28 protein-coding genes are annotated in these 21,708 nt (G+C 69.5%); 11 read left to right on the top strand and 17 right to left on the bottom strand.

Annotated features, from left to right (window positions below; translation table 11 throughout):
• Positions 1 to 4 precede the first annotated feature (4 nt).
• Positions 5 to 1,036, bottom strand: a complete 1,032-nt coding sequence (locus BST11_RS17210; protein WP_083139131.1) for an alpha/beta fold hydrolase — start codon at positions 1,034 to 1,036, stop codon at positions 5 to 7.
• A gap of 46 nt (positions 1,037 to 1,082) precedes the next feature.
• Positions 1,083 to 2,054 (bottom strand): proteasome assembly chaperone family protein, encoded by a 972-nt coding sequence (locus BST11_RS17205; protein ID WP_083139130.1) that lies wholly within the window; start codon positions 2,052 to 2,054, stop codon positions 1,083 to 1,085.
• 161 nt (positions 2,055 to 2,215) lie between these two features.
• Between BST11_RS17205 and BST11_RS17200 the strand changes: the two genes are divergently transcribed.
• Positions 2,216 to 3,040: a trypsin-like serine peptidase gene (locus BST11_RS17200; RefSeq protein ID WP_083139129.1), complete on the top strand. Its 825-nt coding sequence runs from the start codon at positions 2,216 to 2,218 to the stop codon at positions 3,038 to 3,040.
• A 3-nt stretch (positions 3,041 to 3,043) separates the two neighbouring features.
• Here BST11_RS17200 and sthA read toward each other — a convergent pair whose 3' ends face one another.
• Positions 3,044 to 4,450: a Si-specific NAD(P)(+) transhydrogenase gene (sthA, locus tag BST11_RS17195; RefSeq protein ID WP_142276408.1), complete on the bottom strand. Its 1,407-nt coding sequence runs from the start codon at positions 4,448 to 4,450 to the stop codon at positions 3,044 to 3,046.
• Positions 4,451 to 4,563: 113 nt separating this feature from the next.
• On the opposite strand from sthA, the gene BST11_RS17190 reads away from it, so the two are divergent.
• Positions 4,564 to 5,634: a DUF4192 domain-containing protein gene (locus BST11_RS17190; RefSeq protein WP_083139127.1), complete on the top strand. Its 1,071-nt coding sequence runs from the start codon at positions 4,564 to 4,566 to the stop codon at positions 5,632 to 5,634.
• A gap of 12 nt (positions 5,635 to 5,646) precedes the next feature.
• On the opposite strand, the gene ideR is transcribed toward BST11_RS17190, so the two are convergent.
• The 3 genes from ideR to BST11_RS17175 form a co-directional block, all read right to left on the bottom strand.
• Positions 5,647 to 6,342: an iron-dependent transcriptional regulator IdeR gene (ideR, locus tag BST11_RS17185; RefSeq protein ID WP_067325549.1), complete on the bottom strand. Its 696-nt coding sequence runs from the start codon at positions 6,340 to 6,342 to the stop codon at positions 5,647 to 5,649.
• Between the two features lie 188 nt (positions 6,343 to 6,530).
• Entirely contained in the window at positions 6,531 to 7,502 is a 972-nt protein-coding gene (gene sigB, locus BST11_RS17180) for a sigma-70 family RNA polymerase sigma factor SigB (RefSeq protein ID WP_067325552.1), read from the bottom strand.
• Between the two features lie 162 nt (positions 7,503 to 7,664).
• Positions 7,665 to 8,102: a DUF3099 domain-containing protein gene (locus BST11_RS17175; RefSeq protein ID WP_142276406.1), complete on the bottom strand. Its 438-nt coding sequence runs from the start codon at positions 8,100 to 8,102 to the stop codon at positions 7,665 to 7,667.
• A gap of 46 nt (positions 8,103 to 8,148) precedes the next feature.
• Here BST11_RS17175 and BST11_RS17170 point away from each other — a divergent pair, with 46 nt between their 5' ends.
• Entirely contained in the window at positions 8,149 to 8,388 is a 240-nt protein-coding gene (locus BST11_RS17170) for a DUF3039 domain-containing protein (protein ID WP_067325558.1), read from the top strand.
• Here BST11_RS17170 and BST11_RS17165 read toward each other — a convergent pair whose 3' ends face one another.
• Both BST11_RS17165 and BST11_RS17160 read right to left on the bottom strand, forming a co-directional pair.
• Positions 8,389 to 9,405 (bottom strand): YihY/virulence factor BrkB family protein, encoded by a 1,017-nt coding sequence (locus tag BST11_RS17165; RefSeq protein ID WP_083139125.1) that lies wholly within the window; start codon positions 9,403 to 9,405, stop codon positions 8,389 to 8,391.
• Positions 9,406 to 9,469: 64 nt separating this feature from the next.
• Positions 9,470 to 9,655, bottom strand: a complete 186-nt coding sequence (locus BST11_RS17160; protein WP_083139124.1) for a DUF7455 domain-containing protein — start codon at positions 9,653 to 9,655, stop codon at positions 9,470 to 9,472.
• Positions 9,656 to 9,779: 124 nt separating this feature from the next.
• On the opposite strand from BST11_RS17160, the gene BST11_RS17155 reads away from it, so the two are divergent.
• Entirely contained in the window at positions 9,780 to 10,160 is a 381-nt protein-coding gene (locus BST11_RS17155; RefSeq protein ID WP_244897686.1) for a DUF952 domain-containing protein, read from the top strand.
• Here the strand turns inward: BST11_RS17155 and BST11_RS17150 are convergent.
• Positions 10,145 to 10,516, bottom strand: coding sequence for a RidA family protein (locus BST11_RS17150; RefSeq protein ID WP_083139123.1), 372 nt, complete (start codon positions 10,514 to 10,516; stop codon positions 10,145 to 10,147). The genes BST11_RS17155 and BST11_RS17150 overlap by 16 nt on opposite strands.
• A gap of 121 nt (positions 10,517 to 10,637) precedes the next feature.
• Here BST11_RS17150 and BST11_RS17145 point away from each other — a divergent pair, with 121 nt between their 5' ends.
• Entirely contained in the window at positions 10,638 to 11,057 is a 420-nt protein-coding gene (locus BST11_RS17145) for a nuclear transport factor 2 family protein (RefSeq protein ID WP_083139122.1), read from the top strand.
• 123 nt (positions 11,058 to 11,180) lie between these two features.
• Here BST11_RS17145 and BST11_RS17140 read toward each other — a convergent pair whose 3' ends face one another.
• The 3 genes from BST11_RS17140 to ppgK form a co-directional block, all read right to left on the bottom strand.
• Positions 11,181 to 11,507 (bottom strand): WhiB family transcriptional regulator, encoded by a 327-nt coding sequence (locus BST11_RS17140; protein ID WP_372509748.1) that lies wholly within the window; start codon positions 11,505 to 11,507, stop codon positions 11,181 to 11,183.
• A gap of 433 nt (positions 11,508 to 11,940) precedes the next feature.
• Positions 11,941 to 13,485, bottom strand: coding sequence for an RNA polymerase sigma factor (locus tag BST11_RS17135; protein WP_083139120.1), 1,545 nt, complete (start codon positions 13,483 to 13,485; stop codon positions 11,941 to 11,943).
• Positions 13,486 to 13,663: 178 nt separating this feature from the next.
• Positions 13,664 to 14,470: a polyphosphate--glucose phosphotransferase gene (gene ppgK, locus BST11_RS17130; RefSeq protein WP_067325576.1), complete on the bottom strand. Its 807-nt coding sequence runs from the start codon at positions 14,468 to 14,470 to the stop codon at positions 13,664 to 13,666.
• Between the two features lie 83 nt (positions 14,471 to 14,553).
• Here ppgK and BST11_RS17125 point away from each other — a divergent pair, with 83 nt between their 5' ends.
• Positions 14,554 to 15,435: an inositol monophosphatase family protein gene (locus BST11_RS17125; protein WP_083139119.1), complete on the top strand. Its 882-nt coding sequence runs from the start codon at positions 14,554 to 14,556 to the stop codon at positions 15,433 to 15,435.
• Here the strand turns inward: BST11_RS17125 and cei are convergent, their stop codons facing one another.
• On the bottom strand, positions 15,436 to 16,095 hold the full coding sequence (gene cei / locus BST11_RS17120) for an envelope integrity protein Cei (RefSeq protein ID WP_083139118.1): 660 nt from the start codon (positions 16,093 to 16,095) through the stop codon (positions 15,436 to 15,438). It lies immediately after the preceding gene.
• A gap of 182 nt (positions 16,096 to 16,277) precedes the next feature.
• Between cei and BST11_RS17115 the strand changes: the two genes are divergently transcribed.
• Positions 16,278 to 16,580, top strand: coding sequence for a DUF4193 domain-containing protein (locus BST11_RS17115; RefSeq protein ID WP_003919098.1), 303 nt, complete (start codon positions 16,278 to 16,280; stop codon positions 16,578 to 16,580).
• 4 nt (positions 16,581 to 16,584) lie between these two features.
• On the opposite strand, the gene BST11_RS17110 is transcribed toward BST11_RS17115, so the two are convergent.
• Complete coding sequence (locus BST11_RS17110; RefSeq protein ID WP_082958146.1) at positions 16,585 to 17,061, bottom strand: DUF3093 domain-containing protein; 477 nt, start codon at positions 17,059 to 17,061, stop codon at positions 16,585 to 16,587.
• A gap of 25 nt (positions 17,062 to 17,086) precedes the next feature.
• Here BST11_RS17110 and dut point away from each other — a divergent pair, with 25 nt between their 5' ends.
• Positions 17,087 to 17,563 carry a dUTP diphosphatase gene (gene dut / locus BST11_RS17105; protein WP_083139117.1) on the top strand — a complete coding sequence of 159 codons (477 nt, stop codon included), beginning with the start codon at positions 17,087 to 17,089 and terminating at the stop codon, positions 17,561 to 17,563.
• Positions 17,563 to 18,315: a DUF3710 domain-containing protein gene (locus BST11_RS17100; RefSeq protein ID WP_169834925.1), complete on the top strand. Its 753-nt coding sequence runs from the start codon at positions 17,563 to 17,565 to the stop codon at positions 18,313 to 18,315. Before dut ends, BST11_RS17100 begins: the two co-directional genes overlap by 1 nt.
• Positions 18,316 to 18,409: 94 nt before the next feature.
• On the opposite strand, the gene BST11_RS17095 is transcribed toward BST11_RS17100, so the two are convergent.
• Positions 18,410 to 19,108: a hypothetical protein gene (locus BST11_RS17095; protein WP_083139115.1), complete on the bottom strand. Its 699-nt coding sequence runs from the start codon at positions 19,106 to 19,108 to the stop codon at positions 18,410 to 18,412.
• Between the two features lie 135 nt (positions 19,109 to 19,243).
• On the opposite strand from BST11_RS17095, the gene BST11_RS17090 reads away from it, so the two are divergent.
• Both BST11_RS17090 and BST11_RS17085 read left to right on the top strand, forming a co-directional pair.
• Positions 19,244 to 19,612, top strand: a complete 369-nt coding sequence (locus BST11_RS17090; protein WP_083139114.1) for an OB-fold nucleic acid binding domain-containing protein — start codon at positions 19,244 to 19,246, stop codon at positions 19,610 to 19,612.
• A gap of 28 nt (positions 19,613 to 19,640) precedes the next feature.
• Positions 19,641 to 20,273, top strand: coding sequence for a DUF3159 domain-containing protein (locus BST11_RS17085; protein WP_083139113.1), 633 nt, complete (start codon positions 19,641 to 19,643; stop codon positions 20,271 to 20,273).
• Between the two features lie 6 nt (positions 20,274 to 20,279).
• On the opposite strand, the gene BST11_RS17080 is transcribed toward BST11_RS17085, so the two are convergent.
• Both BST11_RS17080 and BST11_RS17075 read right to left on the bottom strand, forming a co-directional pair.
• Complete coding sequence (locus tag BST11_RS17080) at positions 20,280 to 20,954, bottom strand: potassium channel family protein (protein WP_067325601.1); 675 nt, start codon at positions 20,952 to 20,954, stop codon at positions 20,280 to 20,282.
• Positions 20,951 to 21,637, bottom strand: coding sequence for a potassium channel family protein (locus BST11_RS17075; RefSeq protein WP_142276404.1), 687 nt, complete (start codon positions 21,635 to 21,637; stop codon positions 20,951 to 20,953). The genes BST11_RS17080 and BST11_RS17075 overlap by 4 nt, the downstream gene beginning before the upstream one ends.
• Positions 21,638 to 21,708: the final 71 nt, after the last annotated feature.

Raw genomic sequence — 21,708 nt, 5'->3', positions numbered from 1 at the left:
TGGATCAGGTGGCGCTGCGTTCGTCGGAGCCGATGGCGTTGAGGACGGCCACGCGCGTGTCGGCGGGACCGGTGACGGTCTTCGCGCCGCCGCCGGAGCGGAGCAGCGCCCGCAGGGCGTCCTGGTCGTATTCGGCGGGCTGGGTGGTGTCGATGAAGCGCTGGACGACGTCGATGAAGCGGGCGGGATCGTCGTGAAACGGGAAGTGGCCTGAGCCTTCGAAGATTTCGAGGCGGGAGCCGGGCATCGCGGCGTGTGCCATCCACGCGTGTCGGGCGGGAACCACCACATCCTTGGTGCCCCAGATGATCTGCACCGGGATGGCCTCGGTCAAATAACATCGGTCCAGCATGGTGACGATCTGCCCGCGCCAGTCCACCACGGCCCGCAGGGTCCGGCTGAACGCCGCCGAGGCCGTCGGCTCGGGCAGGTCGTCGAGGATCCGCAGCACGTTGGGCAGGTCGCGGCCCAGCCCGGTCGAGCCGATCACCACCCCGGCCAGCTTGCCCACCAGCTGAACCGCCGGCAGCACCAGCGGCAGCCGCAGCAACGCCAGGGCCTCGCTGCCCATCGGCAACGACGCCAACCGGAAGGCGACGTTGACGTCCTTGGTGACGCCGCCGGCGGCGACCAGGATCAGGCGGTCCACCAGATGCGGGAACTGGTAGGCGAATTGCATGGCCACCCCGCCGCCCAGCGAGTGGCCGACGAGGGTCACGCGCTCGATGTCGAGCACGGACAGCAGGTCGCGCATCCCGTTGGCGTAGGCGGCCACCGAGTAGTCGGCGCGCGGCTTGTCGGATTTCCCGTGGCCCAAAAGGTCGGGGGCGATGACCGTGAATCGCTGGGCGAGCTTGGCCTGCACGGCATTCCAGGTGGTGGAGTTGTCGCCGATGCCGTGGATCAGCAGGATCGCCGGGCCCGAACCGGCGATCCGGTAGGCGCGCTGGTACCCGTGGATGGTGCGGAACTCGAGCGTGGGCGCGGTGACCTCACGCACCGGGCGAAGATTGCGCTTGCGCTTCCGCTCGGTCAACTGCGCCGCCCTTGGTGTCGGCCCGCGAGACGGGCTGGTAAACGACTCAAGCCTGGTCGTCGTCGTCGCGCTTCTTCTCCGCCTGCTGGGCGAGGAATCGCTCGAACTCGGCGCCGAGCTCGTCGCCGCTAGGCAGGTCCCCGTCCTGAGTCAGTAACGACCTGTTCTCCTGAGCGTCGATGAAGGCATCGTACTGGCGCTCGAGCGCGGCCACCACCTGAGCCACTTCCGCACTGGCCTGCACCTGCTCGTCGATCTTGGCCCGGATCTCGGCCGCGGCCTCGGTCAGCGCCGACAGCGGCAGCTCGAGCGATCCGCTCTTGGCCACCTGCTCGAGCAGCGCCTGGGCCGCGGCCGGGTAGTCCGTCTGCGTCAGGTAGTGCGGAACGTGCACGGTGAAGCCGACGACCTCGTGGCCGTGCTGGCCCATGCGGTACTCCAGCAGGTTGGACGCGCTGCCGGGAACCTGGATCTCCGTAATCCACGGCTGGAACTCGGCGATCAGCTCCTTGTTGTTCGAATGCGCCGTCAGCGTGACCGGCCGCGTGTGCGGCACCGCCATCGGCACGGTGCCCAGGCCGATGGTGCGGCGCACGCCCAGCCGCTCGGCCAGCAGGCGCACGGCGGTGACGAAACGCTCCCACTTCAGGTCCGGCTCCATGCCGGCCAGCAGCAGGAACGGGTTGCCGGCGCCGTCGCGCAGCGCGTAGAGGCTCAGCTCCGGATCGTCGTAGTTGGTGAAGTGGTCGGTCTTGAAGGTCATCAACGGCCGCCGCGAGCGATAGTCCAGCAATTCGTCGATCGCGAAGGACGCGACGAGCTCGGTGTCCAGGGCGGCGCGCAAGTGCCTTGCGGCCAGGCGAATCGCGTGACCGGCGTCGGAGAAACCCTCCAAAGCGTGCACCAACACCGGGCCACGACCGTCGGCCGTCGACAACTGGGGCGCCGGGAACTCGAGCTCGTACATCCCGGGCTGCCCTGGCTCGTAGTCGTCGTCCGGGCTTTGATGGCGGGCCATCGGGGTGTCCTCCTCTCGGGAATCTCTCCAGGGTGCCCTACCCAGTGTCGCCTGAATCGGCGGGCACCCCCTATTGAAACAGCGAACAGCAAACCGGGGGGCGCGCCGGGGCGCGCGGCGTCGTGCCCGCCCACCCCGGGGTCGGGCATGATGGACACCAAATGCGCATACCGATGCTGTTGCTGTGCTCGGGGGTCGGCCTGGCGACGTTGCTGACGTCGTGCACCCGGCCCGCCGAACCTTCGGCGCGCCCCGAGGTGACCACGCCGGTGGCCACGAAGCCGGTGCAGCGGCTCAGCCAGCCCCAGCAGACGGCGGTCGCGGGACCGGTGGAGCCCGACCGGCGCGTCGGCGCGATCTTCGTCAACGAGGGACCGCTGCACGTGTGCACGGGTTCCGTGGTGCACTCGGCGACCGGCAACCTGGTGATCACCGCCGCGCACTGCCTGGCCGGGGCCGCCAAGCTGATCTTCGTTCCCGGATTCGCCGGTGACGCCGCGCCGGCCCCCGCCGACATGTGGAAGGCCGACGCCGTCTACGTCGATCCCCGCTGGGCCGCCGGCAAGGACCCGCACGCGGACTACGCGATCATGCGGGTCAGCAACGACGCCGGCGTGCCGGTCGAGTCGCGCGTGGGATTGGCGCTGACGCTGGGCGCCGCGCCGCCGCCGGGCACCCACGTCACCGTGCTGGGCTATCCGGCCGGCATCGGCGGCAACCCGATCGGCTGCGCGGCCAACACCTCGGTCAACGACGGCGGGTTTCCCGCGTTCCCGTGCGAGGGGCTGGTCGACGGCACCAGCGGCGCGCCCTGGATCAGCGGCACCACCCTCACCGGCCTGATCGGCGGCTTCCAGCGCGGCGGGTGCGCCGCGGACGTGTCGTACTCCGCCCCGTTCGACGCGCAGACCGCGCAGCTTTTGGCCCGCGCCGAGGCCGGCGGTCCCGGCGACCCGGTGCCCAACGACCTCGACGACAGCTGCTGAGTATCAGCGCCGGAACTGGCTGAGCGCGCGCATCTTGTTGGTCACGTCCAGCGCGGCGACCTTGTAGGCCTCGGAGAACGTCGGGTAGTTGAACACCGCGTCGACCAGATAGTCGATGGTGCCGCCGCAGCCCATCACCGCCTGCCCGATGTGCACCATCTCGGTCGCGCTGGTGCCGAAGATGTGCACCCCGAGCAGCTTGCGGTCCTCGGTGGACACCAGCAGCTTGAGCATGCCGTAGGAGTCGCCGGCGATCTGGCCGCGGGCCAACTCTTTGTACCGGGCGACCCCCACCTCGTACGGGATCGCGTTCTTGGTCAGCTCCACCTCGGTGGCCCCCACATAGGAGATCTCGGGGATCGAATAGATGCCGATTGGCTGTAGGTCGGTGATGCCGTCCGTGGGCTCGCCGAACGCGTGGTAGGCGGCCAGCCGGCCCTGTTCCATCGACGTCGCGGCCAGGGCCGGGAAGCCGATCACGTCGCCGACGGCATAGATGTGCTCCACCTTGGTCTGGAACGTCCCGTCGACCCAGATGCGGCCGCGGCCCTCGACCTCGAGCCCGGCGTTGTGCAGGTCGAGGTGGTCGGTTTGGCCCTGGCGTCCCGCGGAGTACATGACCGTCTCGGCGGGAATCTGCTTACCGCTGGCCAACGTGGTGACGGTGCCCGCGGCGCCGACGTCGACGGCGGTCACCTCCTCGCCGAACCGGAAGGTCACCGCCAGGTCGCGCAGGTGGAACTTCAGCGCCTCGACGACCTCGGGATCGCAGAAGTCCAGCATGTTGTCGCGCTTTTCCACGACGGTGACCTTGGTGCCCAGCGCGGCGAACATCGAGGCGTACTCGATGCCGATCACGCCGGCGCCGACGACGACCATCGACGCCGGCAGCGACTTGAGATCGAGGATGCCGTCGGAGTCGAGCACCCGTTCCTCGTCGAACTCGACCCCGGACGGCCGCGCCGGCCTGGTGCCGGTGGCGATGACGATGTATTCGCCGCTGACCGTGGTCAGCTCCCGGCGGCCCGGGTCCTCGACGACGATCGTGTGCGGGTCGACGAAGCGGCCGTGCCCGATCAGCAGGTCGATCCGGTTGCGCATCAACTGGTTGCGCACCACGTCGATTTCCTTGCCGATCACGTGTTGGGTCCGCGCCAGCAGGTCGGCCGGCGTGATCCTGTCCTTCACGCGGTAGCTGGCCCCGTACAGCTCGCGCTGGTTCATGCCGGTGAGGTAAAGGACGGCCTCGCGCAACGTCTTTGAGGGGATCGTGCCGGTGTTGACGCAGACGCCGCCGAGCATCCGGCCGCGTTCGACGATCGCGACCGACTTGCCCAGCTTGGCCGAGGCGATCGCGGCCTTCTGGCCGCCCGGTCCCGAACCGATGACGACGATGTCGTACTCCTGCATCGAACCCATGGATAGACGATACGGCTCACAGTCGGGACTTTCTCCACAGACGAGCGCCGGGATGTCGCGGCGCGCGCACGACTCGACGGTGCCGGCCGTCAGCGTTGGTGCCCATGACAGACCAACGACCTACGCATCGCGCAGACTTCGACCTCAACCGCCCCGCGGCGCTGATCGCCGCGCTGCCCGCCGTTCTCGGCTTCGTTCCGGAGAATTCACTGGTTCTGGTCTCCGTGGACGACGGGCAACTCGGCGCGGTGATGCGGGTGGACCTGTCCGAGGGGCTCGTCGACGGGGTCGGGCACCTCGCCGAGATCGCCGCGGCGGCCACGCCACGGGCCGCGATCGCGGTCATCGTCGACGCCGAGGGCGCGCCCTGCCCCGGGTGCAACGAGGAGCACCGACGGCTGTGCGCGGCGCTGGCAAAAGCCTTGTCGCTCCACGACATTGAGCTGTGGGCCGCGCACGTGGTGGACCGGGTGGCCGCGGGCGGGCGGTGGCACTGTGTGGACGGCTGCGGCGCGGGCGGCATCATCGACGACCCCTCGGCGTCCCCGGTGGCCGCCGCGGCGGTGCTCGACGGACGGCGGCTCTACCGCCGCCGCTCCGACCTGCAGGCCGTCATCGCCGTCGAGGACCCGACCCGCAGCGCCAAGTTGGCCGGCGCCCTGCGGCGGCAGGAGGCGAAGCGCGGGATGGCGCATCGCTCCGACCCCACCGGTTGCGCCCGGCGCGACGTGAAAAGGGCGATGGCCGTCGCCGCCCGCGTCGCCGGCGGGGCGACGCCGTCGGGTTCCGAGCTCGCGGCGCTGGGCTGCGCGCTGCGCGACATCCACGTGCGCGACACGCTGTACGGCCTGGCGGTCGGCGAAACCGCAAGCGAGGCCGAGTCGCTGTGGGCGCTCTTGGCGCGGACCCTGCCCGGGCCGTGGCGGGTCGAGCCCCTGGTGTTGCTGGCGTTCAGCGCGTACGCGCGCGGCGACGGCCCGCTGGCGGGGGTGTCGCTGGAGGCGGCGCTGCGCTGCGACCCCAACCATCGGATGGCCGGCATGCTGGATCAGGCGCTGCAGTCCGGGATCGGGCCCGAGGCTATCCGGGAGCTGGCGGTCACCGGCTACCGGCTGGCCAAGCGACTGGGTGTGCGGCTGCCGCCGCGGCGAACATTCGGGCAGCGCGCGGGGTAGCGGCCGCCGCTGTCAGACCTTTTCGACCTTGACGGCGTGCGCCATCTCGTGGGGCAGGGTGACGTTCTCGTGGCCGGGAATCAGGATGGTGACCCCGCCGCCGACCGGGCTGGTTTCGACGGTCACCCTGGCGTTGGGAACGACCCCGGCGTCCTTCAAACGGGTGATCAGGTCGATGTCGCCCTGGACGTGCTCGGTGAGCTGCCGGACGACGACCGCCACCGGCGACCCGGCCGGGAGCTCGGTCAACCGGACCAGGTTGACGTCGTCGGCGCCGGACTCCGGGCCGACGCCGAGGTCCAGCAGCCCGGGGATCGGGTTGCCGAACGGCGAGGTGGTCGGGTGGTTGAGCACCTTGACCAGCCGGCGTTCGACGTCCTCGCTCATCACGTGCTCCCAGCGGCACGCCTCCGCGTGCACTTCTTCCCAGGGCACCCCGATGACGTCGACGAGCAAGCGCTCGGCGAGGCGGTGCTTGCGCATCACGGCGATCGCGAGAGCGCGGCCCTTGTCGGTGAGCTCCAGGTGGCGGTCGCCGGCCACGTGGAGGAGCCCGTCCCGCTCCATCCGCGACACGGTCTGGCTGACGGTGGGGCCGCTCTGCTCGAGGCGTTCGGCGATCCGGGCACGCAGCGGCGTCACGCCCTCTTCCTCGAGGTCGTAGATGGTCCGCAGGTACATCTCGGTGGTATCAACCAGCTCGTTCATCCAGCACCCTCCATTGACGCTGAGTCTACTTGCCCAGCTGCGCGAATGGGTGTAACGGTTCCCCGGCGAGCAGTATGCCCGCCGCTGGCGCGGCGGGCATACCGTCTTGCTACCTGGCTCTAGTGCCGATGGTGGCGGCCCGCGTCGCGCGGCGCCGCCGCGCTCGCGATCGCCACGTGGGGCGGCCGTCAGCTCGCGTACGACCGCAGCCGGTCGGCGCGCTCGCCGTGGCGCAGCTTGGACATCACGTCCCGCTCGATCTGGCGGACCCGCTCGCGGGACAGACCGAACAGCTTGCCGATCTGGTCCAGGGTGCGTGGCTGGCCGTCGTCCAGTCCGAAGCGCAGTCGGATCACCTGGTGCTCGCGCTCGTCGAGGGTGGCCAGGACGCTGCGGATGTCGGTGTGCAGCAGCTCGGCGATCACCGCGTTCTCCGCCGACATCGCTTCGGCGTCCTCGATGAAATCGCCCAGCGGGGCCTCTTCCTCGGAGCCGACGGGCATGTCCAGGCTCACCGGGTCGCGGCTGTGCTCGAGCAGGTCGTTGATCTTCTCGACGGGGATCCCGGACTCGGCGGCCAGTTCCTCGTCGGTGGCTTCGCGTCCCAGGTTCTGGTGCATCTCCCGCTTGATCCGCGCCAGCTTGTTGACCTGCTCAACCAGGTGGACCGGCAGGCGGATGGTGCGGCTCTGGTCGGCCATGCCGCGCGTGATGGCCTGGCGGATCCACCATGTGGCGTAGGTCGAAAACTTGAATCCCTTTGTGTAGTCGAACTTTTCCATCGCGCGGATCAAGCCGAGGTTGCCTTCCTGGATGAGGTCCAGCAGCGGCATCCCGCGGCCCGTGTAGCGCTTGGCCAGCGACACGACCAGACGCAGGTTCGCCTCCAGCAGGTGGCGGCGCGCCGCCTCGCCATCGCGCACGACGGCCTGCAAATCGCGTTTGCGGTTCTCGCCGAGGCGTTTCCGCGTGGCGAGCAGATGCTCGGCATAGAGCCCGGCTTCAATGCGTTTGGCCAGTTCGACCTCGCCCGCCGCGTTGAGCAGCGCCGTCTTGCCAATGCCGTTGAGATATACGCGCACCAAGTCCGCGGCGGGGCTTTGGGCATCTAGATCGCCTTCGAACCTGCTTGTGCTGACCCCTGTAGTCGAGTCGGCCATGGCGCCCCTCCCGATCGGCTTTGTACTGTCATGTCGTTCAACGACAGACCCGACTTGGGAGTTCCCGTCCCTTCGTGATCTCACACGCTTTGACGTGCACATTGACGTGCACAAATGTGCCGGCGACCTGAGAATGTCCTGAGAACAGCGGCGTGTGGCCGCTTAGCGGGAACCGTCTTCGCGGTGGTCACGGGTCCACGGGTGCGGCTGCGGCTCCTCGCGTCGGCGAGGCTCCAGCGCAGGCTGCACGGCCCTGGGGAACAGCGGGGTGCGCTGCCGGGCGCTGTCGAAGCGGCGGGGCTCGTCGGAACGGCGGGGTGGCCGGTCGTTGGCGATCAGCACCGCCATCCAGGGCAGCGGCACCGAGGCCGCCACGATCAGCAGCGAGATCAGACCGTTGTGCCAGGCGCCGTAGGCGACGGCGGCCAGGATCAGCGCCGGTACCCGAAACGCCATCAGGGTCAGGTATTTACGCACCCGGGCACGGTGCTCTTCCTCGTAGGAGGGGGCGGCGGAGGTGATCAGGACCGGGCGGCCTTCATCGTCAAAACCGTCGAAACCCAGCTGTTCGCCGCGCTTCATATATCCACTGTCCCACACCGCATCCATTCCTCCTACCGGCGAGTCAGGGGGCACAATGTCAGGCATGCAAACCCAGACGATCGAACGCACCGAGACCGACGAACGCGTCGACGACGGGACCGGCAGCGACACCCCGAAATACTTCCACTACGTCAAGAAGGACAAGATCGCCGAGAGCGCCGTCATGGGCAGCCACGTCGTGGCGCTGTGCGGCGAGGTGTTTCCCGTCACTCGCGCGGCGAAACCCGGCTCGCCGGTCTGCCCGGAGTGCAAGCGGATCTACGAGCGCCTCAAGAAGGACTGATCAGGCCGGCGGCTCGGCCGCGGCGACGTCGGCTATATCGGCTGCGCCGCGCTGGGGCGCGACGGGCTGGGCTGGGGTGCCCGCCGGCGAATCCGCCGCCCGCCTGTGGGACGTGTGCGCCAGCACCCAGTTGCGCAGCCGGTGGGCGTGCGTCTTGGGGGCGGGGAACTCTTCCTGGATGGCCGCGTTGAGTTCGGCGCCGATCATGATCGCGAAACCCGCGAAGAACGCGAACAACAGGAACGCGATGGGGGTGGCCAGCGCGCCGTAGGTGTAGCCGGTGCTGGTGATCCACCGCAGGTAGAACCGCAACCCCAGCGTGGCGATCACGAACACCGCGGTCGCCAGGACCGCGCCGAAGATCAGCCGGTGCGACGGCAGCGGCACCGGCAGGGCCACCCGGTAGAGGATCATGATCCCGATCATCAGGACGAGGATCAGCGCCGGGTAATACCCGTAGCGCAGCACGTTGGACAGGGCGACCGGGATGTGTTCGCCGACTTTGCGCGGCCCCACCACCACCAACGGCGCGGACGCGACCACGACCACCAGCCCAACCACGTACAAGAACAGCGCGAAGAACCGCTGCCGCACGGGGTGGCGCAGCGGGGTCTGGTCGTGGGCCTCGACGACGGAGTCGACGAACGCCGAGATCGCCGACGATCCCGCCCACAGCGAGATCAGAAAGCCCAGCGACACCACCTCGCCGCGGGCGTGGCTGGCGATGTCGCGGATCGTGGGTTCGATGATCTCGTTGACCACGCTGGGCGAGAACACGCTGTGGGCGGTCGAAATCACCTGATGCTGGATGCTGGGCAGCATGTCGGTACCGAACAGCGGCGCCACGTAGGCCAGGGCGCCCAGCATTCCCAGCAGCAGCGGCGGCAACGACAGCGCCGACCAGAACCCCGCCTGGGCCGACTCGGAGAAGATCGAGTCGTCCCAGCTCTTCGACAGGGCCCTCAGGCTGATTCGCCAGATGTGGTGGCGGGACGGCTTTGCGACCTGATCGCTCATACCCGTCCAGCATTACCGATGACTGCCCGCACCGCCCACATTGCCGAGGGGTGAGTTGGGACGGCTAGCTGCCGCTGACCTCCAGCACGGCGTCGAGCTCGGACAGCTTCGCCTCGTGCTGGTTGGCGTGGTGCTGGCAGAAGAGGAGTTCGAGCCCTGAAGGCAGCTTGGCGCGGACACGAGCGGCGGCACCGCAGCGGTCGCAGCGGTCCGCTCTGGTGAGCTCGGGGCTGGTCAGAGTTGCATTCATGGCCTCTCCGTTCTTCCTATATTCACTCTCTCAGACGTATGGCGTTTTCGCCTTGTTCCCCGATCGTTATCGGGTGTGTCGTTTCTCACGAGCCGCTCACGTTTAATCAGCGGTGCCTTTTAAGCTGGTCACCGTGGCTTTCGACCCCGGCTTGCTGGTGCACCTGTGCGGGCGGCGGGAGTGGTCGGAGGCCCGCGCCCAGGGCGGGATCGACCCCCGGGCAACCCAGGCGGAGTTCATCCACCTGTCGACGCCCGAGCAGGTCCATCTGCCCGCCAATCGGCTCTACCGCGGCCGTGACGACCTGGTCCTGCTGCACATCGACCCGGATCTGCTGGATGCGCCGGTGCGTTGGGAACCGGGTGTGGCAACGGATCCGGAGTCGATGATGTTCCCCCACCTGTACGGCCCGCTGCCGGCGCGTGCGGTGATCCGGGTCACCGCCTACCCGCCGGAACCCGACGGCACGTTCCCGCCCGCCGGCGGGCCTCAGGATGCCACGTAGGCGTCGGCTTCGATCTCGACGAGCAGCTCGGGGCCGATCAACGCGGAAACCTCGACCATCGTGGCGACCGGGCGGATCTGCCCGAAAATCTCTGCGTGCACCGCACCCACCTCGCGCCAGCGGGTGATGTCGGTGACGTAGATCCGGGTGCGCACTACGTCGGTGAGCGCGGCGCCGGCCTGTTGGAGAGCGATCTCGATGCGGCGCAATGCGTCTCGCGTCTGGGCGGCGAGATCGTCTCCGGCGCCCGTGGTCCCCGCCACCGCCACGTGCGGGCCGGTGCGCACCGCGCGAGAATAACCGACCACCGACTCGAATTCCGATCCGGACGAGAACACATCGCGGTTGGCTGCCATCCGGTCACAGTACGACGGCGTGGCGGCCGGCGCAGTCGAATTTCTCCGACATGGCTTGCGCACCAATGCGTTCGGCAGGGGAGATTCCGGCGCGGTGCGCCGCGCACTATGCTCGACGCCGATGACCATCGGCGGCATCTCGCAGGGCGCGCTGATCGCGCAGGAGGCGTGTTTCGCACGGGCGTTCGCGGCCGGCGACCCGGCGATCGCGCGGGACCTTTACCTGCCCGACGTGGTGTACGTGAGCCCGACGGTGCGGCTCTTCGACTGTCCGGAACGGATCGACGGCGTCGAGCGCACCCTCGAGTTCATCGCGCTCACCATCGTCGGTTGCGCCGACATCCGCTACGAGGCCGTCGAGCACGCCATCGCGCCGGATGGGGATGTCGCGTTCGTGCGTGTCGAGTTCGACTGGACGTCCGGCGGGCAGCGCCTGCGCTCGACGTATGTGGTGGTCTACCGGTACCGCGACGGCCGGATCGCGCGCCAGGAGCTCTATTACGACCCCAGCGGACGCCTCGAGCCGCTCGGGGACGCCTGAGCGCGAGTCCCCCGTCGGGTGGCCAACGGTCTGTGGGATGGCGCAGCGATCACGATCGTGCGAGAGCTGTAACAATCTCGTAATGAGGAGTTGAGCCTCGCGCGGTGTCGGCGGCCCCGGAAGTTATCCGACGGAGCGGACCTGGCGCGTCTCGAAAAAGTCCGCCCAGGAAACGATTTCGGGGTGCTCCTTGAGCAATCGCCTGCGGTGCCGCTCGGTCAGGCCGCCCCAGACGCCGTACTCGACCTTGTTGTCGAGCGCATCGGCCGCGCACTGCTGCATCACCGGGCAGTGACGGCAGATGACCGCGGCCTCGCGTTGTGCGGCTCCCCGGACGAACAGATCGTCGGGATCCTTTTCCCTGCAGAGCGCCCGCGAGACCCAGGCGCGATCGCCCTCGGTCGCTCCGAGCGCAGCGCTGGTCACGGGCACAAGACGTATTCCTGGCAACGAGCTGACCCTTCGTTCCCGGCCGCAAGCCGCGACCGCCTCCATGCCGGGATGCGCGCCACATCGTGCCCGTACGTGTGACCTGAATCCCCCTACCGAACAAGGTAGCGGTTCGGTATCGATCCCGCAACGGTTTTTTGGCACATCCGTACCCTTTTTTCTGGAGGCGCCGTGACGGCCGCGGGCGAGCGCCTACTTGTTGCCTGATCATCGGGGCACGATGAACCGGGCAACTTACGGGTTGCCGGGAAGTATGCCTAGAACTGGCGGCAGTGGGGGATGGTCCAGGGCGGTCAACGGATAGAGATTGAATCCGCTTGTAGCGGAGCGGGATTGGGTACCGCCGTCGACGGCGGACACGCAGGAAGCGTACTACACCCGGTCTTGGCGAGGGCGGAAGCGCGCTGGGCTCCCGACCCGAAACGGGAAGCGCTCAGTCGAGGTAGTCGCGCAGCACCTGAGAACGGCTGGGGTGGCGCAACTTTGACATCGTCTTGGACTCGATCTGACGGATGCGCTCGCGGGTGACGCCGTAAACCTGGCCGATCTCGTCCAGCGTGCGCGGCTGGCCGTCGGTGAGCCCGAAGCGCAGCCGCACCACGCCGGCCTCGCGCTCGGACAGCGTCTCCAGCACCGACTGCAGCTGGTCCTGCAGCAGCGTGAACGACACCGCGTCAACGGCGACCACCGCCTCGCTGTCCTCGATGAAGTCGCCGAGCTGGCTGTCACCCTCGTCGCCGATGGTCTGGTCCAACGAGATCGGCTCACGCGCGTATTGCTGGATCTCGAGCACCTTCTCGGGCGTGATGTCCATCTCCTTGGCCAGCTCCTCGGGCGTGGGCTCGCGACCCAGGTCCTGAAGCAGCTCGCGCTGGATGCGGCCCAGCTTGTTGATCACCTCGACCATGTGGACGGGGATGCGGATGGTGCGGGCCTGGTCGGCCATGGCGCGGGTGATCGCCTGGCGGATCCACCACGTGGCGTAGGTGGAGAACTTGTATCCCTTTGTGTAGTCGAACTTCTCGACCGCGCGGATGAGTCCCAGGTTGCCTTCCTGGATGAGGTCGAGGAACGCCATCCCGCGGCCCGTGTAGCGCTTGGCCAGCGAAACCACCAGGCGCAAGTTGGCTTCCAGCAAGTGGTTCTTCGCGCGGTCGCCGTCGCGGCAGATCCACATCATGTCGCGGCGCTGGGCCGCGGGCAGTTTGTCGCCGCGCTCGGCCATGTCGCTCATCAGCTGCGTGGCGTACAGGCCGGCCTCGATGCGCTTGGCCAGCTCGACCTCTTCCTCCGCGTTGAGCAGCGCCACCTTGCCGATCTGCTTGAGGTATGCGCGCACCGAGTCCGCGGACGCGGTGAGTTCGGCGTCCTTGCGGGCCTGGCGCAGGGCCTCGGACTCGTCCTCGTCCCAGACGAAATCGCCGGAGGCCTTGTCCTTTTCGGAGGGCTCGGCGATGTCCTCTTCCTCGTCGGCGGCGGCTTCGCCCTTGGCGGCGGGCGCGGGCGGTGCCTCGCCGTCCTCGGCGTCGCCCGCCTCGAGGTCGGCGTCGCCGTCGGCGGCTACCTCGTCTTCGAGGTCGTCGAGATTGAGGTCCTCGGCATCGATGTCGAGATCCTCGACGGCCTCACCCTCGAGGTCGGGCTCGGCGTCGAGGTCCTCGACGGCACCGTCGGTGTCGAGGGCCTCGAGGTCGACGTCCTCCGGAGCGGCCTTGGCCGCCGCCTTGGTTCCGCGGGCGGCCTTGGCGCCGGCGCTCTTGGCGGGGGAGCGGGTTTTCTTGGTTGCCTCTTTGGGCTCTGCGGCCTGGTGGCCCCGGGTGGCTTTGGTGACCCGCGGCGCCGTCTTGGTGGCCCGTTTGGCCGGGGCGGCGCCATTGGCGGCCTTCGCCGGCGATCGCTTGGCGGGCGCCGATGGAGACTTCGTGGCGGTGCGTTTCACCGGCTCATCGGTTGCCGCACGTGCCTTGGTCGCTGCCACTTACACCCCTTCGGTCGGACGCACTTTCGGTGGGTCTGGGCATGGTTAACCGAAAGTGTCTGCTATGTCGAATGTCGGCGCTGATATCGGCGTGTATGTTCGCACGCTTTCTTCTCGGGCGGTCGCCGAGGACCATTGTAACGACAGTGCGCGCTCGTACCCGCCGACCGGCCGAAATTCAGTGCGTCACGTCGAAGGTCGCCGCCATCGCCGCGCCCACGATGCCCGCGGTGTTCTGCAGGGCGGCGGGCACCACCGGGGTGCGGTTTTCGAGCAGTGGCACCCATTTGTCGGCCTTGCGGCTGATGCCGCCACCGGCGATGAACAGATCCGGCCAGATCGCGTTCTCGATGGCCACCAGCACCCGTGTGACCTGCTTGGCCCACTTTTCGAAGCTCCAGCCGTTGCGCTCCTTGACCGACGACGCCGCCCGCTGCTCGGCCTCCTTGCCGCCCACCTCGAGGTGGCCGAACTCGGTGTTGGGTATCAGCGTCCCGTTGTGTATGACCGCCGACCCGATCCCGGTGCCGAACGTCAGCAACACCACCAGGCCGGTCTGGTCGCGGCCCGCGCCGTAGCGCTCCTCGGCGAGCCCGGCCGCGTCGGCGTCGTTGAGGATCACGACGTCCTGGCCGTTCAGTTCGGCGCTGATCACGTCGCGCGCATTGGTCCCGATCCACGACTTGTCGACGTTGGCCGCCGTATGAACGATGCCGTGGGTGACGACGCCGGGATAGGTCACCCCGAGCGGGCCGGTCCAGCCGAATCCGTCGACCACCTCGGCGATGGTCTTGGCGACGGCCGACGGGGTGGCCGGCTGCGGGGTCAACAGCTTGATCCGTTCGCCGATCAACAGCCCGGTGTCCATGTCGACGATGCCGCCCTTGATGCCGCTGCCGCCGACGTCGACGCCGAACCCGCGACGCCGCTCCCCGCCGGCCGGCGTGCTGGGGGGCGTGTCCGTTGTCGAGTCGGTGCTGGTCATCGGAACTCCTCGGCGAGAGCTGGCCTGTCCGCCCACCATAGCCGGGCTCCGCGCCGTCGTGGTGGCTGTGATGCGATGGAGCGGTGACGCGTCCCGCAGGTCAATCAGCCCAGCCCGCGCAACTGCGTTCCGTGGCCGAGAATTTGGCCGCCGAGGCGGCCGAGTTCGTGCGACGCCGGCGCGCCGAGGTTTTCGGCGCCAAGGCGGCCGGCGTGTCCGGCGCGGTGCGATCGAAGAGCACCCCTACCGACCCCGTGACCGTGGTCGACACCGAGACCGAGCGGCTGCTGCGGGATCGGTTGGCCCAACTGCGGCCCGGTGACCCGATTCTCGGCGAGGAGGGCGGCGGGCCCGCGGACTCCGGGGCCGGTGGCGCGGTCACCTGGGTGCTCGATCCCATCGACGGCACAGTGAATTTCGTCTACGGCATCCCCGCCTATGCGGTGTCGGTCGGCGCGCAGATCAACGGCGTGTCGGTGGCGGGCGCGGTTGCCGACGTCGTCGCCGGCCGCGTCTACTCGGCGGCGGCGGGCCTCGGCGCGCACGTCAGCGACGGCCGGGGGACGCAACCGTTGCGGTGCGCCGCGGTCGAGGACTTGTCGATGGCGTTGCTGGGCACCGGCTTTGGGTACGCGCGGCAACGGCGCACGAGCCAGGCGGCGTTGCTGGCGCGGATGCTGCCCCTGGTGCGCGACGTCCGTCGCATCGGTTCGGCGGCGCTGGACCTGTGCATGGTCGCCGCGGGTCGGCTGGACGCCTTCTACGAGCACGGGCTGCAGGTGTGGGACCGCGCGGCGGGGGCGCTGATCGCCGCGGAGGCGGGGGCGCGGGTGGTGGTGCCGGGGCCCGACGACCCGGCCGGCGCCGGCTTGGTGGTCGCGGCCGCGCCCGGCATCGCGGACGAGCTGATCGCGGCGCTGAGCCGCTTCGGTGGCTTCGACGGCCGACTGCCGCCGGGGGATTGATCAGCAGCTGCTGGCGTGAATCTTTTGCAGCAGTAGGGGATCCGAAGGTTCGGTGGCTCCGGGGCGCAGGCTGGCCAGCACCGCGTCGATGTCGTCGTTGTGGGCCAGCGCGGTGAACTCCGTGCCGAGGGCGAGGTCGACGGAGTCGTCGGCGCGGTTGTCGTTGAACAGCTCGCTGCACGGCGCCACGAGCCACACCGCGGCGGCGGTGGCCTGCCCTGCCGTGCCGAAGCGGATCTGGCCCTGGCAGTTGAGCCTGGTCCCGGCGTAGATGGGGTCGTTGGCCGCGGTGGGTTGTGCGAAGCCAAGATCCTTCATCGCGCCGGCGACGTCGGCGGCCTGACCGCCGCGGCCGCTGGCGTTGAGGACGCGGACCTTGGTGTCGGCCAGTTTGGCCGGGTTGACGTCCGCCATGGCGCTGCGCGACACCAGCTCCCCGAGCTGGGGCACGGCCGACTCGGCCGACCCGGGCGGTTGCGGCGGCGGGTTGCACACCGCGGCCTCGTGCACCTTGGCCGGTCGCGTCAGCGCCACGATCCACACCACCGCGGTGACCACCGCCAGGACGGCCCCCACGAAGATCGCGGGCCGGGGGTTGCGGCGCCGAAAGGGCCTACCGTGCTTGTCAAAAGCGGTACCCTCGGTGATTTGTGCGACCACAGCTGCACTCTAAACGGAGGGTTTGAGATCGGGGACGAGGGTCAACCCCACTGTGTGACGTAAATCACACCTTAATGGCGCGTGATACGGGCACGAATCGTTTGGTGGATGCGTTCGACGCTGGTACAAAGCGTTGCTTGAGGTAAACGAGGCCCGTTGAGGGGATAGGGCAGGGGATAGATATGCCTACCGACTACGACGCTCCGCGGCGTACCGAGACGGACGACGTCTCGGAAGACTCGCTGGAGGAGCTCAAAGCGCGACGGAACGAAGCGGCCTCGGCCGTGGTCGACGTCGACGAATCCGAATCCGCAGAATCTTTCGAACTTCCCGGCGCCGACCTGTCCGGCGAGGAGCTGTCCGTACGCGTCATTCCGAAGCAGGCCGACGAGTTCACCTGCTCGAGCTGTTTTCTGGTTCAACACCGCAGCCGTCTCGCCAGCGAGAAGAACGGCGTGATGATCTGTACCGACTGCGCGGCCTGATCGGTCAGCTACGCAATGCCGACAGCACCCGGTCGGGGCGACGGCAGCTCACCAGCCAGTACGGCGTCGGGTCGTCTGGGTCATCGAGGACCACCAGAACCATCGGGCCGACCCACGCCCGATGCAGCACATACGCCGCCGGGTCGAGCTGGCGTCCCAGCGCCGCCGATTTTGCCGGGCGCGCTACCTCGGCGGAGCGGGAGATCACGGTGACCGGCAGGTGCGCGTCGCCGGCCCACAGCTCCACCCCGTCGGGGCCGGTGGTGACGCGGATCTCGATGCGGCCCAGCCACAGCAGCGCCCCCGCCGCCACGACGAACAGCGTCGCGTACGGCACCCAGTCGGGCAGGGAGCGAACGCCGAGGTTGACTTCGAATGCGATCAGCCCGGCCAGCCCGAAGGCCAGCGGCCACCACCACCAGGGGACCCGGAGTCGTTCGCGATATCGCACGCTGTGCGGCGCGACGCGCGTACCAGACACGCGGTCAAGGGTAGTCTGTGGCCCCGTGTCGACCAGTCTGGCCTTTGAAGTCAAAGTTGTCCGCCTCGACCCCGAGCTGCCGCTGCCCAGCCGCGCCCACGAGGGCGACGCCGGGGTCGATCTCTTCAGCGCGGAAGACGTCACACTGGACCCGGGGCGGCGCGCCCTGGTGCGCACCGGGGTCGCGGTCGCCATCCCGTTGGGGATGGTGGGCCTGGTCCACCCGCGCTCGGGATTGGCTGCGCGCGTGGGGCTTTCGATCGTCAACAGCCCCGGCACCATCGACGCCGGCTATCGCGGCGAGATCAAGGTCGCGCTGATCAACCTCGACCCGGCCGAGCCCATCGTGGTGCGCCGCGGTGATCGCATCGCCCAATTGCTGGTCCAGCGCGTCGAATTGGTCGATCTGGTCGAGGTGTCGTCCTTCGACGAGGTCGGCCTGGCCGAGACATCCCGTGGCGACGGCGGTCACGGTTCTTCCGGAGGACATGCGAGTTTGTGATGGCATTTGGCAGACGTTCGGGCAAGGGCGACGGCGAGAAGTCGGACGACGGCATCGAGGTTCAAGGCGCTGAGCCTTCCGCGCAGAACGACGACGAACTGGTCGAAGAACTCGAGGGACCGTTCGACATCGACGACTTCGACGACCCCGCGGTCGCCGAGCTGGCCCGGCTCGACCTGGGCTCGGTGCTCATTCCCATGCCGGAGGCCGGCCAGCTGCAGGTCGAGCTGACCGAAACCGGCGTGCCCAGCGCGGTGTGGGTCGTCACGCCCAACGGGCGCTTCACGATCGCCGCCTACGCGGCGCCCAAGACCGCGGGCCTGTGGCGGGAGGTGGCCGCCGAACTCGCCGAGTCGCTGCGCCAGGACTCGGCCAAGGTCAGCATCAAAGACGGCCCCTGGGGGCGGGAAGTGGTGGGCACCGCGTCCGGCGCGGTCCGCTTCATCGGGGTCGACGGCTACCGCTGGATGATCCGGTGCGTCGTCAACGGCCCGCACGAGACCATCGAGGCGCTGGAGCAGGAGGCGCGAGCCGCGTTGGCGGACACCGTCGTTCGCCGCGGCGACACGCCGTTGCCGGTGCGCACGCCGTTGCCGGTGCAGCTGCCCGAGCCGATGGCCGAACAGCTGCGGGCGGCCGCCGCCGCGCAGCAGCAGCAGGCCCAAGCGCAACAGCCGCCCGCCGAGCCGGCCGCGCGCCGCAGCGCCGAGGGGTCGGCCATGCAGCAGCTGCGCACCACGACCGGCGGCTAGCCACAGGCCCGTCGAGGCGCGTCAAGACTGCGCCCAGCGCGCGTTCTTGTGCGCCAACCCGCGATCTGTGCGCAGGCCCGGTGCGGTCGGGCTGCTACAGCTCGGCGAGCGCGGCCAGGCACGCCGCGCCCAGCGCGGCGGTGTCCGCGCCCATCTGATCCAGCGTCACCGTCCGCAGCGCCGCTCGCGGCGCTGCGTCGACCCAGTCGACGGCCACCTGCAGCGGGTGGATCGGGTCGTCGACGGCCGCGGCCACCGCCAGCGGTGCGGCCAGGCGGGCGAGCTCGTCGCGGCTGGGGGCGACGTAGGCCGCCGCCTCCTCCATCGCGCCGGGCAACAGCGGCCACTGCGCGCGCCAGGAGCGGGCCAGCTCGTCGCCCAACCACGGTGGGCTGGACGCCCGCATCTGCGTCGTCGCCGCCGCCAAACCGTCGGCGCGCAACCGCGACGCCGAGTACCGGGCGGCCAGCGCGGCGGGCGCGGCCCCGGGGGGGCCGGCCCAGGCGGGCAGCGCGGCCAGGACGGCGACCGTGCGATCGGGATGCGCCAGCGCCCACGCCGTCGCCACCGCGGCGCCGATCGAGACGCCGCCGACGCCGATCGGGCCGTCGCGCGCGGCGTCGTCCAGCGCCCCCAGGTAGCCGTCGACCAACCGGTCCGGGCGGGGCGGCGGCGCGACGAGCGTCGCTCCCGCCGCCCGCAGCGGCCCGGAAAACGCCCGGTAGACGTAGTCATCGTCGGATCCGGTGCCCGGCAGCACCACCGTCGTGACACCCCGCAAATCGACAGGCACCCCTCGATATTGCCCGCCCGCGATGGTGGGTCCAACATCACGTTTGATTGGTTTGGTGCCGGGGAACCAAGAGGTCTACGGTGTCCGTTGGCATTAGACAAGGCCGAGGCTTATCAAGCATCGTCAGGAGGGGCCATGGGGGCCCAAGGTTATTTGCGCCGGCTGACCCGTCGGTTGACCGAAGACCCGGAGCAACTCGACTCCGAGGAGTTGTCGGACGAAGTCGCGAGCGCCGGCGCGCAGCGCGCGATCGATTGCGAGCGCGGCCAGGAAGTCACGATGATCGGCACCCTGCGCAGCGTGGAGACGAACGGCAAGGGGTGCGCCGGCGGGATCCGCGCCGAACTGTTCGACGGCACCGACACCGTCACCCTCGTCTGGTTGGGCCAGCGCCGCATTCCCGGCATCGACTCCGGCCGCACGCTTCGCGTGAGCGGCCGGATGGGCAAGCTCGAGAACGGCACCAAGGCCATCTACAACCCGCGCTACGAAATTGAGCGGTGACGGCCCCCACCCAAGCGGGGGCGCGACCGTGACCACCGAGCGGGTCGGCGCGGAACGCCTGCTGGCACAGGTCGGCGGGGTGAGCGGGGTCGTCTACTCGTCGCTGCCCGTCGTGGTCTTCGTGACGGTGTCCAGCCTGTCGGGTCTGTTGCCCGCGATCGCGGCCGCGCTCGGCGTCGCGGGGCTGGTCCTGGTGTGGCGGCTGATCCGGCGCGACTCGACCCAGCCGGCGGTGTCCGGGTTCATCGGCGTCGCCGTGTGCGCGCTGATCGCCTACCTGCTGGGGCAGGCCAAGGGCTACTTCCTGATGGGCATCTGGATGTCGTTGCTGTGGGCGGTGGTGTTCGCGGTGTCGGTGCTGATCCGCCGGCCTTTGGTCGGCTACGCCTGGAGCTGGGCCGGCGGGCGCGACCGCGGTTGGCGCGCCGTGCCGCGGGCCGTCTACGCCTTCGACGTCGCCACGCTGTGCTGGGTGCTGGTGTTCGGCGCCCGGTTCGTGGTGCAGCGGCTCCTCTATGACGCCGATCAGACCGGTTGGCTGGGGGTGGCGCGGATCGGAATGGGCTGGCCGCTGACCGTGCTGGCCGCGCTGGCGACCTACGTGGCGATCAAGGCCGCCCGGCGGGCGCTGGCCGCCGCGGAGCAGCCCGCCGCCGAATAGCTCCGCTCAGCCGGACGGCTCGGTGTCCGGCAGCAGCAGCTTGCGCAGGTCGTCCTCGACCTCGGTGACCGCGACGAACAGCAGCTCGTCGCCGCCCTCGAGCGGCTCGTCGGCCTCGGGCACGATGACGCGCGGCCCGCGCAGGATCGTGACCAGCGCCGCATCGCGCGGCAGCTGCAGGCGGCGCACCGGCTTGCCGCCCCACGGCGTGTTGTCGGGCAGGGTGATCTCCACCAGGTTGGCCTGGCCGCGGCGGAATTCCATGAGCCGCACCAGATCACCGACGGCGACGGCCTCCTCGATCAGCGACGCCAGCATGCGCGGCGTGGACACCGCCACGTCCACGCCCCACGCGTCGGTGAACAGCCACTCGTTGCGGGGATCGTTGACCCGGGCCACCACCCGCGGCACGGCGAACTCGGTCTTGGCCAGAAGGCTGAGCACCACGTTGACCTTGTCGTCGCCGGTCGCGGCGACCACCACGTCGAAGTCCTCGAGGTGCACCGACTGCAGCAGGCTCAGTTCGCAGGCGTCGCCCAGGCGCCAGTGCGCGGCCGGGATGGCGTCGACGTCGACGTGCTCGGGGTTGCGCTCGATCAGGGTCACGTCGTGGTCGTTGGCGACGAGCTCGCGGCTCACCGACCGACCGACCGCGCCCGCCCCGGCGACGGCTACTTTCATCTGCGCTGCTCTCCCGAGTCGAGATCCTCACTGGGTGGCAGGGCCGCAATGGCCACGGCCTCGGCGGCGCGGCCGGATATCGCGGCGATGTAAACCTGGTCGCCGGCCTGGATGACGGTCTTGGGCTCCGGCAGCACCCCGGTGCCGAACCGGATCAAAAACGCCACCCGCGCGCCGGTGGCCTGCTCCAGCTCGGTGGCCCGGCGGCCCACCCAGTCCTCGTGCAGATCCAGCTCGGCCACGGCCACCGTGCCGGTGGGGTCGCGCCACTTGGCGGTCTCGCTCTCCCGGGTCAACGCGTTGAACAGGCGGTCGGTGGTCCAGGGCACCGTGGCGATCGTGGGAATGCCGAGGCGCTCGTAGACCTCGGCGCGTTTGGCGTCGTAGATCCGGGCGACGACGCGCTGGACGCCGAAGGTCTCCCGGGCCAGCCGGGCGGAGATGATGTTGGAGTTGTCCCCGGACGACACCGCGGCGAACGCGTCGGCCTCCTCGATGCCGGCCCTCAGCAACACGTCGCGGTCGAACCCCTGGCCCAGCACCCGCTCCCCGGCGAACTCGGGGCTCAGCCGGTTGAACGCGGCGCTGTCCCGGTCGATGACGGCCACGTCGTGGCCGATTCGCGACAGGCCGTCGGCCAAGGAGGAGCCGACCCGGCCGCAACCCATCACCACCACGCGCACTGAGGTCCTCCCGGCTGCGTCCTGCGCTGTTCCATCGGCAACCCGGGCTGGCCAGCCGATTCGGTCCGTCC

It is taken from the genome of Mycobacterium alsense (assembly GCF_002086635.1).
Classification (GTDB): Bacteria; Actinomycetota; Actinomycetes; order Mycobacteriales; family Mycobacteriaceae; genus Mycobacterium; species Mycobacterium alsense.
Note: the sequence above shows the minus strand (reverse complement) of the source record. Positions and strands in the feature narration are given on the sequence as shown.

Excerpts from the sequence above, each read along its gene's own strand:
- BST11_RS17205 (WP_083139130.1), bottom strand. The coding sequence starts at position 2,054 with ATGGCCCGCCATCAAAGCCCGGACGACGACTACGAGCCAGGGCAGCCC.
- BST11_RS17170 (WP_067325558.1), top strand. The coding sequence starts at position 8,149 with ATGCAAACCCAGACGATCGAACGCACCGAGACCGACGAACGCGTCGAC.
- ideR (WP_067325549.1), bottom strand. The coding sequence starts at position 6,342 with ATGAACGAGCTGGTTGATACCACCGAGATGTACCTGCGGACCATCTAC.
- BST11_RS17200 (WP_083139129.1), top strand. The coding sequence starts at position 2,216 with ATGCGCATACCGATGCTGTTGCTGTGCTCGGGGGTCGGCCTGGCGACG.
- BST11_RS17145 (WP_083139122.1), top strand. The coding sequence starts at position 10,638 with ATGACCATCGGCGGCATCTCGCAGGGCGCGCTGATCGCGCAGGAGGCG.
- BST11_RS17115 (WP_003919098.1), top strand. The coding sequence starts at position 16,278 with ATGCCTACCGACTACGACGCTCCGCGGCGTACCGAGACGGACGACGTC.
- BST11_RS17100 (WP_169834925.1), top strand. The coding sequence starts at position 17,563 with ATGGCATTTGGCAGACGTTCGGGCAAGGGCGACGGCGAGAAGTCGGAC.
- BST11_RS17090 (WP_083139114.1), top strand. The coding sequence starts at position 19,244 with ATGGGGGCCCAAGGTTATTTGCGCCGGCTGACCCGTCGGTTGACCGAA.
- sigB (WP_067325552.1), bottom strand. The coding sequence starts at position 7,502 with ATGGCCGACTCGACTACAGGGGTCAGCACAAGCAGGTTCGAAGGCGAT.
- BST11_RS17150 (WP_083139123.1), bottom strand. The coding sequence starts at position 10,516 with ATGGCAGCCAACCGCGATGTGTTCTCGTCCGGATCGGAATTCGAGTCG.
- BST11_RS17160 (WP_083139124.1), bottom strand. The coding sequence starts at position 9,655 with ATGAATGCAACTCTGACCAGCCCCGAGCTCACCAGAGCGGACCGCTGC.
- BST11_RS17080 (WP_067325601.1), bottom strand. The coding sequence starts at position 20,954 with ATGAAAGTAGCCGTCGCCGGGGCGGGCGCGGTCGGTCGGTCGGTGAGC.
- BST11_RS17190 (WP_083139127.1), top strand. The coding sequence starts at position 4,564 with ATGACAGACCAACGACCTACGCATCGCGCAGACTTCGACCTCAACCGC.
- sthA (WP_142276408.1), bottom strand. The coding sequence starts at position 4,450 with ATGCAGGAGTACGACATCGTCGTCATCGGTTCGGGACCGGGCGGCCAG.
- BST11_RS17165 (WP_083139125.1), bottom strand. The coding sequence starts at position 9,405 with ATGAGCGATCAGGTCGCAAAGCCGTCCCGCCACCACATCTGGCGAATC.
- ppgK (WP_067325576.1), bottom strand. The coding sequence starts at position 14,470 with ATGACCAGCACCGACTCGACAACGGACACGCCCCCCAGCACGCCGGCC.